Here is a 13791-nt window from a genome sequence, read left to right on the forward strand (position 1 = left end):
CTAGTAGGTATAATATTATCCTTTCTTTTCTTCATTTTAACCTATTTTTACCCAACTATAATCTTTAGATTTATGAATAAAATTAACATTCTCGCACTTTTTGTATTCATCATTACTTCTACTCTCTCCGCCCAATATGCTTTTAACGGTATTCGTACTTCGAAGAGGGCAGGTATACTGGGTGCCACGATTAATCCAGCAGAATTGGCCAATATGCCTCAAAAAGTGGATGTGCACTTATTTGGTATGGATGTCAATATCGCTAACAATGTGGTGAGCCTTAGTTCTTCTGGACTCAGTAAACTGGATAGTTTTGAAAAGAATTTCTTAAACAAAGTATCATCCGAAGGCTTGACCGCCCGCCTGAATTTCGATATTATGGGTCCGAGTGGAGCCTTTGCTATCAATAGTCGTATGACAGTGGGATTAATAACCAGAGCTAGATTACAGGCTGCTGTGAACAATCTAGACATAGCTACTGCTAAAGCGTTACTTTCTAATGAAACGCTCAATAATTTTAGTTTACCATATACTACTCCCAATATTAATTCTATGAGTATGAATTTAGTAGGCTGGGGTGAACTCGGTGGATTATTTTCAATGAAATTCTACGAAACAGACAAGCATAGCCTAAGCGGAGGAGCCGGGATTAAAGCTATATTTCCTGGTGGATATGCTAATTCGTTTGTCACGAATTTCAAGCTATCCATAGATACGAATGCTGGCGGAGATGTCAGAATCTCCAACGGTTCGGGAAGTTTGGGTATAGAATATTCAGGTTCTAATGATCCTATGGAGAGTATTTTCTCTAATATGACTGGTGCACCTAGAGGTATAGGCTTTGATATTGGGGCTAGCTATCAATATAAAGACAAGGAAACTGGTGAATACATATTGAAAATAGGAGCATCTATTGTCGATATAGGCTCCATGAGTTTTCAAATGAATGCAAAAAACAGTAAAAGTTATATCATTAACCCCATTGCAAACTTTGATCCTAAAACGATAAGAGGCTCTAATCTGGATGAAATCATAAAAAATATTAGGAGTACTGGTATAGCCACCGAGGTACCTTTAGATAGTACCCAGACAATAAGTCTGCCTACAGCTCTAAATATTACAGCAGACTGGAATATATGGAAACCTTTCTATCTGACCGTTCATTTACAGAGATCCCTGACCAATAAAGACAACCCTAGAAGCCTACAAGCTGCTAATTTTATCGGATTTACACCACGAATATCCTATAAGTTGATAGAAGCCTATTTGCCCATAAGTATCTCTGGCCTTCAAGGCTTCAATATGGGTATGGGTATTAAATTAGGACCAATGTATTTCGGTACATCGAGCCTTATTTCTGCATTGATTTCTGAAAATAATAAAGCATTTGATTTCCACGCTGGCTTGAGATTCGGAATTGGTAAAAGAAAAAAAGAAGATTAGAGCCTTTGCCCAGATAATGCAATTTTATTATAAAATAGATATATGAAGAACCTTATTATACTCTGCCTAGCATTCTTTCTAGGTTGCAATCAAAAAAATAATGTTGATCCGAAAATTAATATTGCGTTTAATGAATTCTTGGATAGGAAGTTTGACGAAATGCTCAAACGAAATCCCGAGTTTGCAGCTTCGCTCGGTCTAAAATACAACTATGGCCAATGGAGCGATAGAAGTCTAGAACATTATCGCAGAGAATTGAAGATAAAAAAAGATGTACTCGACACCTTATATCAGTTTGATAAATCAAAGCTAGATAGTCAGAGTTTGCTTAGCCTTCGATTGTATGAAGAAGATGTGAAAAATGCAGAAGATGCTCAGAAATGGGAGGGTTATTATTATGAAATCAATCAAATGGGCGGAGTGGTTACTGATATGCCGGCATTTCTAGTGAATGTGCATGCAGTAGATAGCCTCATAGATGCCGAAGATTATATTCAAAGGTTGCGCAATTTTAAATTTCCTTTTGAACAAACGATAGAAAATATTAAATATAGTCAGTCACTCGGTATCGTGCCTCCAGCTTTTACCTTCCCCTATGTACAGGAATCGATCGATGCTATGATTCTTTCCTATTCAAAGGAAAATGATAACGATCTCATCAATGATTTCACAAAAAAACTAAGCAAATTTCCTATTTCAGCCTCCAAAAAGGATGGTATGCGAGAAGCTGCTAAAATGGCTATAAGAGAATCTGTCCTTCCTGCGTATAAAAAAATGGGAAAGTTCTGGTCTGAATATGCTAAACAAGCGACAAAGAGTCAAGGTGTGTGGGCGCTGCCTAAAGGAAAAGAATACTATCAGTATTGTTTGAAATCTCATACGACACTAGAATTAACACCTGATGAAGTATATAAAAATGGACTTCAAGAAGTGGCACGTATTCAGGAAGAGATGCGCCAGATCATGAAAAAAGTGAATTATAAAAATGATTCCCTACAAGATTTTTTCAACTTTGTACGCACAGATAAGCAGTTTCAATATAGCTCTGACGATGCGGGTAGAAAAGCTCTCCTAGCGGATGCGACCCGATACTTTGAAGAAACGAATAAAAAGATTCCTGCACTATTCAACATCAAACCAAAAGCTCCTTGTGTAGTAATGGCTGTAGAAAAGTTTAGAGAGAAATCGGTAGGTGGGGCTTTCTATGAAAATCCAACTCTCGATGGTAAAAGACCAGGACACTACTACGTCAATCTCTATAATATGGGTGATAATCCTAAATATCAACTCGAAGCACTTACTGCACATGAAGCTATTCCTGGCCATCATATGCAAATAGCTATTGCTCAAGAGCTGACCAGTATCCCCGATTTTCGTAAACATGGCGGAAACACTGCTTATATCGAAGGCTGGGCTTTATATTCAGAAAAATTGAACAAAGAACTGGGTTTCTATACGGACCCATATTCCGATTTTGGTCGCTTAAGTATGGAAATATTCCGCGCAGCGCGTTTGGTGGTAGATGTAGGAATTCATTATAAGCAATGGACTAAAGAGCAAGCCATCGATTATTTTATGAAAAACACCGCCAATGCCGAAGGAGATATTCATAAAGAAATAGAGCGATATTTCCTTTGGCCAGGGCAAGCAACAGGCTATAAAATAGGGATGAATAAAATTTTAGATTTGCGTGAAAAATATAAACAAAAACATGGTGCAAATTACGACATACGAAAATTTCATGACATAGTTCTAATGAATGGTGCTGTCCCTCTGAATGTATTGGAAGAATTGGTGATGAAATAGGTGATGGTAGTCAGTAATCAGTGGTCAGTGATTGATTTTTAGTAGATAGTTTATAATATACAAGAGAATTCATTAAACTTCTCAACCCTAAACCTCTAAACTCTCAACCCTAAACTCTTTAAGTAAAAATGGAAAATCAAGAATCAAGCGTACAAATCGAAGTGAGAAAAAATGGACCACTACGAGTATTAACTGAGAAAATGGAAATCGATGTACAAGGAGAAATCATTGTCAAAGAATCTGCGGCTTCATTCTGCCGGTGCGGAAAATCTCAAAAACAACCATTTTGTGACGGAAGTCATAAAGAATTGGAGCCATTTGAGTAGTTTTGCATTATAAAATATTGAACATGCAATCTATAGGTATAATTGGCAGTGGTTTTGCAGGTATTATGACCGCCATTCAATTGATTCGAAAGGCTCCGGCACCGCTATCAATTTATATTATCGGGGACAAAAATAGTTTCGCTAGAGGTGTCGCATACCAGCCATATAGTAGCAGGCATATTCTGAATGTCATAGCAGGTAAAATGAGTGCATTTCCTGACCAGCCCGATCATTTTTTAGATTGGCTAATGGATAAGGAAGAGTTCAAATTTATAGATAGAAACATAGTTTCCAATTCATTTATATCACGTAAATTGTATGGTGACTACCTCGTACATTTATGGCAAAATCACCTTAAAATAGCCTCAGAAAAAGGCATAGAGGTGGTAGAGTTAACAGATACTGTTTCCCATTTAAACCTTATAGATAATCAAAAAATTCAACTTGATTTCCACCATATACCAAGTATAGTGATAGATCAGTGCGTTATAGCTACTGGAAATCAAATACCGAAGAACCCTGGTATCGCTAATATTGGTTTTTTCAAAAGTAAAAATTACTTTCAAAATCCATGGAGTATTGAATCTGTAAAACCGCCATTCGGTAATTTACCTATTCTTATTTTAGGAAATGGATTGACTATGGTCGATACGATTCTAGGACTCGAAGAACAAAACTATTCTGGTGAAATTTTTTCCTTGTCACCCAATGGATTCAATATTTTGCCGCATAGACACAGTGGCGTGGTATATAAGAATCACATAGAAGAAATAAAACCCGGAATGAAACCAGATGAATTAGCTTCGATTATATTAAAACATATTCGAATTGTCCGAAAATTTGGTATTTCAGCCGAACCTATCATTGATGCTTTGAGACCCTTGACTCAGAAGCTATGGTCTCATTTTACTGCCGAGGACAAAAAACATTTCATGGAGCGGTGGAGACACTTATTCGGAGTCGCACGCCACCGAATACCATTGCATATTTATGATAAAATTATGCGAAAGCGCATAGAAGGTATGCTCCATATTCAGTCTGGGAGAATTATAGACATTACAGAACAAGCAGGAATCATCAACGTCAAATACTTTAATAAGAAAACAAAAGACGTAGAGACCATCCAAGTGTCCAGAGTTATCAATTGTACGGGACCTGAAACTGATTTCAGTAAGCTAGAAGATACCTTCCTGAGTCAGGTAATACATGACAAGCTTATCAGTCAAGATGAATTGAAATTGGGAATTAGAACGAATACAGAAAACTATAGAGTTCGCTATCCAAATGGCACAGAACACACGAACTTATTTACACTGGGCTCCAATCTAAAAGGTGAACTATGGGAATCTACGGCTGTCAACGAGTTAAGACAGCAAGCCGTGTCATTAGCAGAAGTTTTATTAGATAACAAGAAGCTAGCGACTATGCAAAATAGCTGAGATACGACACAAGATATGTTTATTTGTGGATATACAAAGTAATAAAAATGAGTTGCGCAGAAGGTTCCAGAATCTCAGGAATGGACTAGAGCCGTCTCATAAACAGGCTCTAGACCATGAATTGAATCATAAACTCCAAAGCTTTATTTTTAAATTCAAGCCAAAAGTAGTGCATTGCTATTTGCCTATAGGTTCTGAGATCAACCTGTGTCCTACTATACAATTTCTGCTGGATAATGATATCACCGTTGTTTGCCCTGAGACTCTCAAGAAACCCATGCTAAAAAATTGGATTTTAAACTCTTTAACTGAACTTAAGAATGGGTTCTTTAATACTCAATTTCCTGCCAGTGGAGAGGAATTTCATGGGTCATACGATCTTATTATCGTGCCCGGGCTAGCATATAATTCTCAAAATTATAGACTAGGCTATGGAGGAGGATACTATGATCATTTTCTAAAACTACACCCGAAAGTCCATAAACTCGGTTTGTTTTATTCCTTTCAAAAATGTGATGAATTGTCTCAAGAACAGCATGATATCCCTTTGGATTTAATACTTACAGATTAGCCCTATGATAGCTTTTCCTGCTATTAACTCAATTTATTGGTTCTAAATTTTTGATTTATATAAATTTGTCCTTTTAAATTTTATTAATGAAGAAATTAGCTTTATCATTACTTGTACTTGTGACCTTTTTCTCTGCAATGGCACAGGATAACCTTATCAATGCACTCGAGAAGAATAAATCAGATAGTGCTAAGAAAAAATTCCAGTTTACTACTATATATGATATCGAAAAAACTTCGGTAAAGGCACAGGGTAAATCCGGAACCTGCTGGAGCTATAGTGCTAACTCATTTTTGGAGAGTGAATATATAAAGATGAAGGGACAACCTATTGACCTTGCTGATATTTTTGCAGTACGTTGTGCCTTAATAGATAAAGCTGAGACTTATGTGCGACTGCATGGTCATCTTGGATGGGGCGAAGGTGGCGCTTTTCATGATGTTATGAATATGTATAGAAAATATGGAGCTTTACCTCAGTCTGTCTATTCAGGTATTCAATATGATAGTAAAATAAATAACTTCGGTGAGATGATGGCCGTTTTAGAAGGCTATTTAAAAGGTATTATTAGTAATAAAAGTGGTAAAATTTCACCTTTATGGAAGAAAAATTTCATCAATCTTGTAGACTCCTATTTGGGTACTCCTCCTTCAGAATTTGAATATGAAGGTAAAAAATATACTCCAAAATCTTTTGCAGATAACTATTTAGGTATTAAGGCAGACGATTATATTGAGATTTCTAGCTTTACTCATGTTCCATACTATGAAGAATCCATTTTATTAGTACCTGACAATTGGAGTTTCGATAAAGTGTGGAATGTCAAAATGAATGAACTCACTGAAATTATTGATAACGCTTTGAAAAATGGCTATTCAGTAGCATGGGCATCTGATGTGAGTGAAAAAGGATTTAGTTGGAAAAATGGGGTAGCGATAGTGCCAGATAGCCTTCCTGAGGATTATAGGGACGATGATTATCAAAACAAAATGAAAAAAGTATTTGATGGACCCAAGCCAGAGCTGGCTATTACGGCTGAAATGCGTCAAAAAGCTTATGATAATTACGAAACAACCGATGACCACGGTATGCATATTACTGGATTAGCAAAGGATCAGACAGGAAGAGAATATTATATCGTAAAAAACTCTTGGGGTGATAAAAATGACCATAAAGGCTATATTTATGTAACTAAGGCCTATTTGTTGTATAAGACGACGGCTATATTATTAAATAAGAACGGATTACCATCAACTTTAAAATCTAAATTGGTTAAGAAATAAAATCATGTTACTTAGCAGTATTTCTTGCTCGGATGGATATAGTTTTGGATTAGAATTATATAATAAAAGATTAAGGTTCATTATCTATTTGAATAAAGAGGAATTAGCCTGTAGAAAAGAAGAAGCTAAAGTTTTGACTTCATTTTTTCAATCAACAAATCAGGGTATTTTTCAAGGTAGAATTAAATTAAATTCTGTCGAAAATCATATCATAGTTTTTTTTAAGGGTCAATGCGTAGGAACTATTGCTAAAAAGGAATTAGAAAATATTAGTCGCAGCATATTACATAGCTAATTGATAGTAATTATGAGCTATCTTTTATCTTCAATAATTTTTATCGTTTACTATCTTGAAAGATTAGGCTTTGGAGGTGTTTTAAGACGTTCGATATATCTCATCTTATTTTACATAATAGGATATAGAACTCAAATTGTGATTAAAAATTTAAAGATAATATTACCCCATATCAAAATAGAAGAGATTGAAAAGTATAAAAAATCTTATTATAATCATCTCGCCGATTTAATCGTAGAAACACTTTGGTGTTATAAAGCAACAAGAGAGGAGCTCGATCATAAAGTTAGTTTTAAGAATCCTGATTTAATTGATCAAATTTTTAAATCCGGAGACAATATTTCTATATTATTATCTCATATAGGCAATTGGGAGTTATTCTGTCAATGGGCAGGAAAATTTACGCCTCAATTCAGAGTCCCTATCTTATATACTCCTATAAAAAATAAAATGCTGAATGCTTCGCTATCATATCTTCGTGAAAGAACCGGCAATACACTAGTATCTACTAAATCTACATTGGACCTATATCGTCTTCAAAGAGTTAAACCCGCAGCCATCAATTTATTTGCTATAGATCAAAACCCTGGTGATCCTGACCATCAGCTTTGGCTTAGTTTTTTCGGACAGAAGGTTCCTGTAATTTCTGGGGCAGAAAAATTTGTAAAATCTCAATCCCAAAAAGCTTATTTTCTTTATGTAACCAAGAAAGAAAACTATGAAATAGAGTTAATTGAATTATCTTACGATAAAGAAATACCTTTTGACCTCACGGAAAAGCAGTTTAAAATGCTAGAGGCGAATATTTTAGAAAACCCTAGCATATGGCTGCTTTCTCATAATAGGTTTAAGTATAGCAAGCATGTGTAAATGAAAATTACTTTGAAAATTATTACGCTAAATTTGCCTAAAAATTAACTTAACCAATGATAAATAGATTCAATTTACTTCTTGCCATATGTATACTATCATTCTTTTATAATCCACTATATGGTCAATTTTCCTTGCCTAACCTACCCTATGCCTATTCAGCATTAGAGCCATATTTAGATTCTCAAACGATGTTTATTCACCATACAAAACATCATCAAGCCTACATTTCTAATTTAAATAAGGCCATAGAAAAAGATTCCGTTAAAAAAGGATTGGAAGATATGCTGAAAACTATTTCGAATTATCCTATGGTGGTCAGAAACAATGCAGGTGGCCATTATAACCATAGCTTATTTTGGTCTATTTTGACACCTGATAATGACACGAAACCTAGCAAAGCGCTTCTTGATGCGATAGTTAAACAATTTGGGAGTTTAGATAGTTTAAAAATACTAATGAATCAAGCAGCGAGCAAGCAGTTTGGCTCTGGTTGGGCTTGGTTATCTGTTAGTAAAGAAAATGAACTTTTTATTTCATCTACACCTAATCAAGACAATCCTTTGATGGATATTGCTGACAAAAAAGGTACACCCATATTAGGGATAGATGTGTGGGAACATGCTTATTATCTCAAATATCAAAACAAACGCGGAGATTATTTATCATCAATTTGGAATGTAATAAATTGGCAAGAGGTCAGTAGAAGATATTCTGCTGTAAAGACTATCGAATAATAACAAATAGCTTTTATTTAAACAACTCTTTTAATGCGGGGGCGTCTGCTATTTTAAGTTTCCCTGCCATAAATAAACGAATTTCACGCCGCTGCTGTGCAGAGTCATAATCAGCCTTTTCTTCCTCAGTTTCAGGAATCAGTGGTGCTACTTTCTTAGGTTTGCCGTTACTATCTAAAGCTACAAAAGAGTAATAAGCTGAATTACATTTATATTTGTTTTTAGTTGGTAGATTTTCTGCCCATACCTCAATTTTCACCTCCATAGATGTAGAAAATGCACGCGTAACTTTGCTCATTATGGTGACCACATCTCCCATTTTAATAGGGTTTTCAAAGCTTACCTGATCTACTGTCACCGTCACAACAACGGCCTCTGCGTGTCTACCAGCACTTACCGCACTGCAGATATCCATCCAATGTAAAATTTTACCACCTCTAAGATTGTGTATGGTATTGGTATCATTCGGTAGAACGATTTCCATCATTTGAGAATAGGACTCTTGTGCTTTTTTTCCTGCTAACATTTTTACATTTTATATTTTATTCCAAACTAGCTTTTACTCATCGTAATCCAAAATTACTTTTTTACTTCTTGGCATAGATTGACAAGTTAATACAAAACCTTTTGCAATATCCTTATCTGATAGTGCATCACGGTCTTTCATTTCTATATTGCCGGTTTTAATCATGGCTCTGCAGGTACTGCAAGCAGCTACTAAGCATGAATAAGGTGGGTCACCTCCCGCATTTAATGCTGCATCTAATATGGTCTCATTATACTGACAAGTAAACTTTAATTTTTTGCCTTCATATTTAATTTCAACCTCAGCAGCCTCTCCGGGAGAGAGTGGTGCATCATTCGAACTACCTACACTGGCAGATTGCATATCTTCTGCACTTTTGGCAGTAAAATACTCTCTATGGAATTTCTCTGGACTCAGCCCAATAATTTGACAAGCTTTTTCTGTAGCAGAAATAATTCCAGCAGGACCGCAAACCCAAACATTATAGTTCGTAACTGGAAGCGACTTAATCCATTGAGCAAGATTTTGCTCGTTTAATATGTTTTCTCCATTTGTAAATAAGAAATCAATCTTTAGATTTGGATTTTTTGCTTCAAGTTCTTTAAGTTCATCATAAAACATGGTTTCTTCCTTTGATAAGGTACTATACTTTAGAAATACAGCACTTGTTGTGTGACTCAACAATTCGTGAAGCATAGATAATACAGGTGTAATGCCGCTACCCCCAGCCACAAAAACATATTGATAATCCTTGGAAATTTCATTTAAAAGAAAGCCTCCTTCAGGTAAGGAAACTTCTAAAATATCTCCAGCTTTGATAGACTGATTTAAGAATTTACTACCATAACCATCTATTATTTCTTTAACGCCTATAGAGAATGAATCTTTCACCGAGCTAGGTGAACATATAGAATAGGAGCGCCTCAATACATTACCATCAATATTTAATTCTATACTGACATATTGTCCTGATTTGAAGGAATAGGATGTTTTCAAATCGTTTGGTAGATCGAAGGTAATTTTTTTGGATAAAGGAGTTAACTGCTGAGTATTTGCTACTTTGAGTTTATGAAACTGCATATGATTATTTTGATGTGTTGAAATATTGTCTTGTGCGAAGGATGATAGGGTCAGATTCATTTATTATGTTTTGGTAGCCCTCATTTTTGAAATATTGTTTGGCTATAAATGCTTTCAGTTGGTTTTTCAATTTAGCTTCATAACTTAATTTTGTAGTTTCATTCCACTTAGCACCATTTTTCTTAGCATAAATATAAAATTCAGACAGAACGGAGGTGCTTAGTTGGTAGTTTTTTTGGAAATCTAGAATAGTTTTATAGCCCTGAAATTCTCTACTAAGTCTCTCATAGTTTGAATATACAAAATCTGGAACATAGCTCCTGAGAGCAGCTAGGCTATTAAAATCATAATTAGTGTCTAAAGGAACAAAAATATCAGGGCTAATGCCACCTCCACCTTTCATCTTTCTACCTTTTTTTGTAAGATAAGTAATTGTATCCGTTGTTATCTGATTCTTTTCATGAAAAAACTCTCCATTTTTATAGCGTTCATAAACTTCCTCTTCATAGTTTTCTATTTGTTTATATGGCTTTTGAATGTTGCGACCTGATGGGGTAAAATATTTAGCGACCGTAAGCCTTACAGCACTGCCATCACTAAGTTCTATTTGATTTTGAACCAGCCCTTTACCAAAACTTCTTCTTCCAATTACAATTCCTCGATCTAAATCTTGTATAGCACCAGCTAAGATTTCGGAGGCACTAGCTGAACCCTCATCTATAAGCACCGCGACTTTACCTTTTTCAAATATTCCAGGCTTACCACTATAAAAATCTTCCCTTTTATATTTTAATCCATTTGTGTAAACAAGAAGTTCTTTATTCGGAATCAATTCGTCTAGAATGCGCACAGCAATTTCTAAGAAGCCTCCTGTATTTTGCCTAAGATCGATCACCAAGTTTTGAATTTTTTTCTTATTGAGCTCATCTAGCTGGGTGTAGAATTCATCATAAGTGTTCTCACCAAATGAATTAATCTTTATAAAACCAGTCAAAGAATCAATCAATATTCCTTGTTCTACACTATTTACCTTTATATCATCTCTTTTTAGAACTATGGCTGGCAGTAAACTATTATTTCTTTGGATAGTAAGTTTTACCGAGCTTCCTTTCACTCCGCGAAGTTTTTTGAAAACATCTAAATTAGTAATTTTTACACCGGCTACATTGGTGTCATTAATTTTAACTATCTTATCTCCAGATTTAATGCCCGCCATTTCAGATGGACCTCCTGAAATAGGTGATACAACAATAATGGTATCCTGTACTATGTAAAACTCAACTCCAATTCCTGAAAATGATCCGACTAAAGGTTCATTCGCTGCTTGTATATCCTCTCTGGAAATATAAACAGAATGAGGGTCTAGACTATTTAATAAATGATTGACAGCTTTACTTTCAATCGCATTATAATCTATAGAATCTACGTAGTTTTTATTGATAATTTCTAGCAACTCATCAAACTTATTTTGGGATTTTGTGTTAGGTAAGGTGGTACGAATAAATAAAAAACCTAAAAGTATACCGATAGCAATCAAAAGTATATTTTTTAGAAACTGATTAGCTTCCAATGTATTGTATATTATGTAATTATTATTTGATGCCAAAGCTTAAATATCTGCAAAACTAGCTAATTGCAAATCAATATTATTGTTATATTTAGCTAAATTTATCAAGCAGTATAAATGTTTTCCACATTTTTAGGAATCCTTTAGACCTTCAGTTTTAATTTAATATTTTTGCTTAAGAATATGGTAAAAAAGAAAATTGATTTAGGGAGAAAAATTGGAGTGCTCGGCGGGGGGCAACTTGGAAGAATGCTGCAAGAAGCATCTTTGCCTTTTGGAGTTGATCTTTGTTTTCTAGATAATGATATCAAAGCGCCATGCAGTATATTTAAAGGAAATTTCACTCATGGAAGTTATAAAGATGCCAATGCTGTTATTCAATTTGGAAAGGATAAGGATGTCTTAACTATAGAAATTGAACATATCAATACCGATGCCTTGGAGCAGTTATCCAAGTATGACAAAATAGTGATTCCAAGTGTTGATGTCATAAAAATGATTCAAAATAAGGCTTTTCAAAAAAGCTTTTTGAAAGAGAATGATATCCCTACTTCTGAATTTGTGGTAGTTGAATCTAAATCAATATCTCAGGAACTTGCTAAGGAATGGTACCCTTTTGTTCAAAAGTCTCAGGTTGATGGTTATGATGGTAAGGGCGTTATGGTTATTCATAATGAATCGAAACTTAGCGGTCAACTTATGGTTCCTTCACTTATGGAAAAATTGGTCGATATCGAAAAGGAACTTGCTATTACTATTGCAATAGAACAGAATGGCAAAGCTCATTTATTTCCTATATGTGAAATGGTCTTTGACCCTAAGTTGAATTTGGTTGATTATCTCATTGCACCAGCAAATATAGATGAAAAAACAATCAAAAAAGTAAATACCATAGCTATGAAGCTTGCCAAGGCTTTAAATAGTCCTGGACTTTTTTCTGTAGAGTTTTTTCTTACTAAAAGGGGAGAGGTTCTCGTCAATGAAATTGCACCTAGAGCTCATAATAGTGCTCATTATACCATTGAAGGTTGCAATATTTCTCAATATCAAGCCCAGTTGCGAATTCTATTAGGCTTACCTATACCAGAAATTACCATGAAAGGCTATGCTGGTATGGTTAATCTCATAGGTGAGGAACAATACGTTGGTACACCTTATGTCGAAAATTTACAGCTATTGCATGAGCATGGTGATGCGCATTTGCATTTATATGGAAAAAAAGAAACTAAACCAGGGAGAAAAATGGGACATATTACAGTACTAAATACGAATAAAAGCAAGTTGATAGCTCAACTACAATGGATTAAAGAAAATATAAAGATAAAGTCTTAAACTAAAACGAAAATTTGGATGAAGAAAGTAGCCGTCATAATGGGAAGTGATAGTGATATGAAAGTGATGCAAGATGCAGTCGATATGCTCAATCAGTTTGGAATTCCTAACATAGTAGATATTGTTTCCGCGCATCGCACACCCGAATATATGTTTGATTTTGCCAAAAATTCATCTAAAAATGGAATAGCAGTTATTATAGCAGGAGCTGGCGGTGCAGCACATTTGCCAGGTATGGTAGCTTCTTTAACTCATCTTCCAGTGATAGGTGTGCCAGTAAAGTCTTCCAATTCAATCGATGGATGGGATAGTGTTCTGTCTATTCTTCAAATGCCGAATGGCGTGCCAGTAGCCACCGTAGCACTCAATGCCGCTAAAAATGCCGGCATACTCGCTGCACAGATTTTAGGAACTTCGGAAGAAAGTGTATCTAAAAAGTTAATGGACTATAAGCAAAAGTTGAATGACGAAGTGGTGGAGAAGAGGAAGAAATTGGATTAGCCAATGTAAATTAGT

General features: G+C 35.1%; 14 protein-coding genes. 11 read left to right on the forward strand and 3 right to left on the reverse strand.

The genetic code is table 11. The features are described from left to right. The first annotated feature begins 72 nt into the window (after positions 1 to 72). The 9 genes from JNL75_10945 (at position 73) to JNL75_10985 (ending at position 8770) form a co-directional block, all read left to right on the forward strand. Positions 73 to 1443: a hypothetical protein gene (locus JNL75_10945; protein MBL7790334.1), complete on the forward strand. Its 1371-nt coding sequence runs from the start codon at positions 73 to 75 to the stop codon at positions 1441 to 1443. A 42-nt stretch (positions 1444 to 1485) separates the two neighbouring features. Then, complete coding sequence (locus tag JNL75_10950; GenBank protein ID MBL7790335.1) at positions 1486 to 3249, forward strand: DUF885 domain-containing protein; 1764 nt, start codon at positions 1486 to 1488, stop codon at positions 3247 to 3249. A 128-nt stretch (positions 3250 to 3377) separates the two neighbouring features. Continuing rightward, positions 3378 to 3575, forward strand: a complete 198-nt coding sequence (locus tag JNL75_10955; protein ID MBL7790336.1) for a CDGSH iron-sulfur domain-containing protein — start codon at positions 3378 to 3380, stop codon at positions 3573 to 3575. Between the two features lie 23 nt (positions 3576 to 3598). Next, a complete protein-coding gene (locus tag JNL75_10960; GenBank protein ID MBL7790337.1) occupies positions 3599 to 5014 on the forward strand; it encodes an FAD/NAD(P)-binding protein in 1416 nt (471 codons plus the stop codon). A 25-nt stretch (positions 5015 to 5039) separates the two neighbouring features. Further along, on the forward strand, positions 5040 to 5585 hold the full coding sequence (locus JNL75_10965) for a 5-formyltetrahydrofolate cyclo-ligase (GenBank protein MBL7790338.1): 546 nt from the start codon (positions 5040 to 5042) through the stop codon (positions 5583 to 5585). An 86-nt stretch (positions 5586 to 5671) separates the two neighbouring features. Beyond that, positions 5672 to 6868 carry an aminopeptidase gene (locus tag JNL75_10970; protein MBL7790339.1) on the forward strand — a complete coding sequence of 399 codons (1197 nt, stop codon included), beginning with the start codon at positions 5672 to 5674 and terminating at the stop codon, positions 6866 to 6868. Positions 6869 to 6872: 4 nt separating this feature from the next. After that, positions 6873 to 7163 (forward strand): hypothetical protein, encoded by a 291-nt coding sequence (locus tag JNL75_10975; GenBank protein MBL7790340.1) that lies wholly within the window; start codon positions 6873 to 6875, stop codon positions 7161 to 7163. 12 nt (positions 7164 to 7175) lie between these two features. Then, the gene (locus JNL75_10980) at positions 7176 to 8033 is read left to right on the forward strand and encodes a lysophospholipid acyltransferase family protein (GenBank protein ID MBL7790341.1); all 858 of its coding nucleotides are present in this window, start codon (positions 7176 to 7178) and stop codon (positions 8031 to 8033) included. A 56-nt stretch (positions 8034 to 8089) separates the two neighbouring features. Then, positions 8090 to 8770 (forward strand): superoxide dismutase, encoded by a 681-nt coding sequence (locus JNL75_10985; protein MBL7790342.1) that lies wholly within the window; start codon positions 8090 to 8092, stop codon positions 8768 to 8770. Between the two features lie 13 nt (positions 8771 to 8783). Here the strand turns inward: JNL75_10985 and JNL75_10990 are convergent, their stop codons facing one another. The 3 genes from JNL75_10990 to JNL75_11000 are packed head-to-tail and all read right to left on the reverse strand — an operon-like array spanning position 8784 to position 11946. After that, positions 8784 to 9296 (reverse strand): acyl-CoA thioesterase, encoded by a 513-nt coding sequence (locus JNL75_10990; protein ID MBL7790343.1) that lies wholly within the window; start codon positions 9294 to 9296, stop codon positions 8784 to 8786. A 33-nt stretch (positions 9297 to 9329) separates the two neighbouring features. Beyond that, the gene (locus JNL75_10995; protein MBL7790344.1) at positions 9330 to 10436 is read right to left on the reverse strand and encodes a 2Fe-2S iron-sulfur cluster binding domain-containing protein; all 1107 of its coding nucleotides are present in this window, start codon (positions 10434 to 10436) and stop codon (positions 9330 to 9332) included. After that, entirely contained in the window at positions 10381 to 11946 is a 1566-nt protein-coding gene (locus tag JNL75_11000) for a S41 family peptidase (GenBank protein MBL7790345.1), read from the reverse strand. The genes JNL75_10995 and JNL75_11000 overlap by 56 nt, the downstream gene beginning before the upstream one ends. 180 nt (positions 11947 to 12126) lie before the next feature. On the opposite strand from JNL75_11000, the gene JNL75_11005 reads away from it, so the two are divergent. Together JNL75_11005 and purE are read left to right on the forward strand one after the other, a co-directional pair. Continuing rightward, positions 12127 to 13275: a 5-(carboxyamino)imidazole ribonucleotide synthase gene (locus tag JNL75_11005; protein MBL7790346.1), complete on the forward strand. Its 1149-nt coding sequence runs from the start codon at positions 12127 to 12129 to the stop codon at positions 13273 to 13275. 18 nt (positions 13276 to 13293) lie between these two features. Next, positions 13294 to 13776: a 5-(carboxyamino)imidazole ribonucleotide mutase gene (purE, locus tag JNL75_11010; GenBank protein MBL7790347.1), complete on the forward strand. Its 483-nt coding sequence runs from the start codon at positions 13294 to 13296 to the stop codon at positions 13774 to 13776. Positions 13777 to 13791: the final 15 nt, after the last annotated feature.

The organism is Chitinophagales bacterium (genome assembly GCA_016787225.1).
GTDB lineage: Bacteria > Bacteroidota > Bacteroidia > Chitinophagales > JADJOU01 > CHPMRC01.

Bases quoted from the DNA above. Each gene is read 5' to 3' on its own strand.
- JNL75_10945 (MBL7790334.1), top strand. From the start codon at position 73: ATGAATAAAATTAACATTCTCGCACTTTTTGTATTCATCATTACTTCT.
- JNL75_10950 (MBL7790335.1), top strand. From the start codon at position 1,486: ATGAAGAACCTTATTATACTCTGCCTAGCATTCTTTCTAGGTTGCAAT.
- purE (MBL7790347.1), top strand. From the start codon at position 13,294: ATGAAGAAAGTAGCCGTCATAATGGGAAGTGATAGTGATATGAAAGTG.
- JNL75_10955 (MBL7790336.1), top strand. From the start codon at position 3,378: ATGGAAAATCAAGAATCAAGCGTACAAATCGAAGTGAGAAAAAATGGA.
- JNL75_10970 (MBL7790339.1), top strand. From the start codon at position 5,672: ATGAAGAAATTAGCTTTATCATTACTTGTACTTGTGACCTTTTTCTCT.
- JNL75_10980 (MBL7790341.1), top strand. From the start codon at position 7,176: ATGAGCTATCTTTTATCTTCAATAATTTTTATCGTTTACTATCTTGAA.
- JNL75_10975 (MBL7790340.1), top strand. From the start codon at position 6,873: ATGTTACTTAGCAGTATTTCTTGCTCGGATGGATATAGTTTTGGATTA.
- JNL75_11005 (MBL7790346.1), top strand. From the start codon at position 12,127: ATGGTAAAAAAGAAAATTGATTTAGGGAGAAAAATTGGAGTGCTCGGC.
- JNL75_10985 (MBL7790342.1), top strand. From the start codon at position 8,090: ATGATAAATAGATTCAATTTACTTCTTGCCATATGTATACTATCATTC.
- JNL75_10995 (MBL7790344.1), bottom strand. From the start codon at position 10,436: ATGAATCTGACCCTATCATCCTTCGCACAAGACAATATTTCAACACAT.
- JNL75_10990 (MBL7790343.1), bottom strand. From the start codon at position 9,296: ATGTTAGCAGGAAAAAAAGCACAAGAGTCCTATTCTCAAATGATGGAA.
- JNL75_10960 (MBL7790337.1), top strand. From the start codon at position 3,599: ATGCAATCTATAGGTATAATTGGCAGTGGTTTTGCAGGTATTATGACC.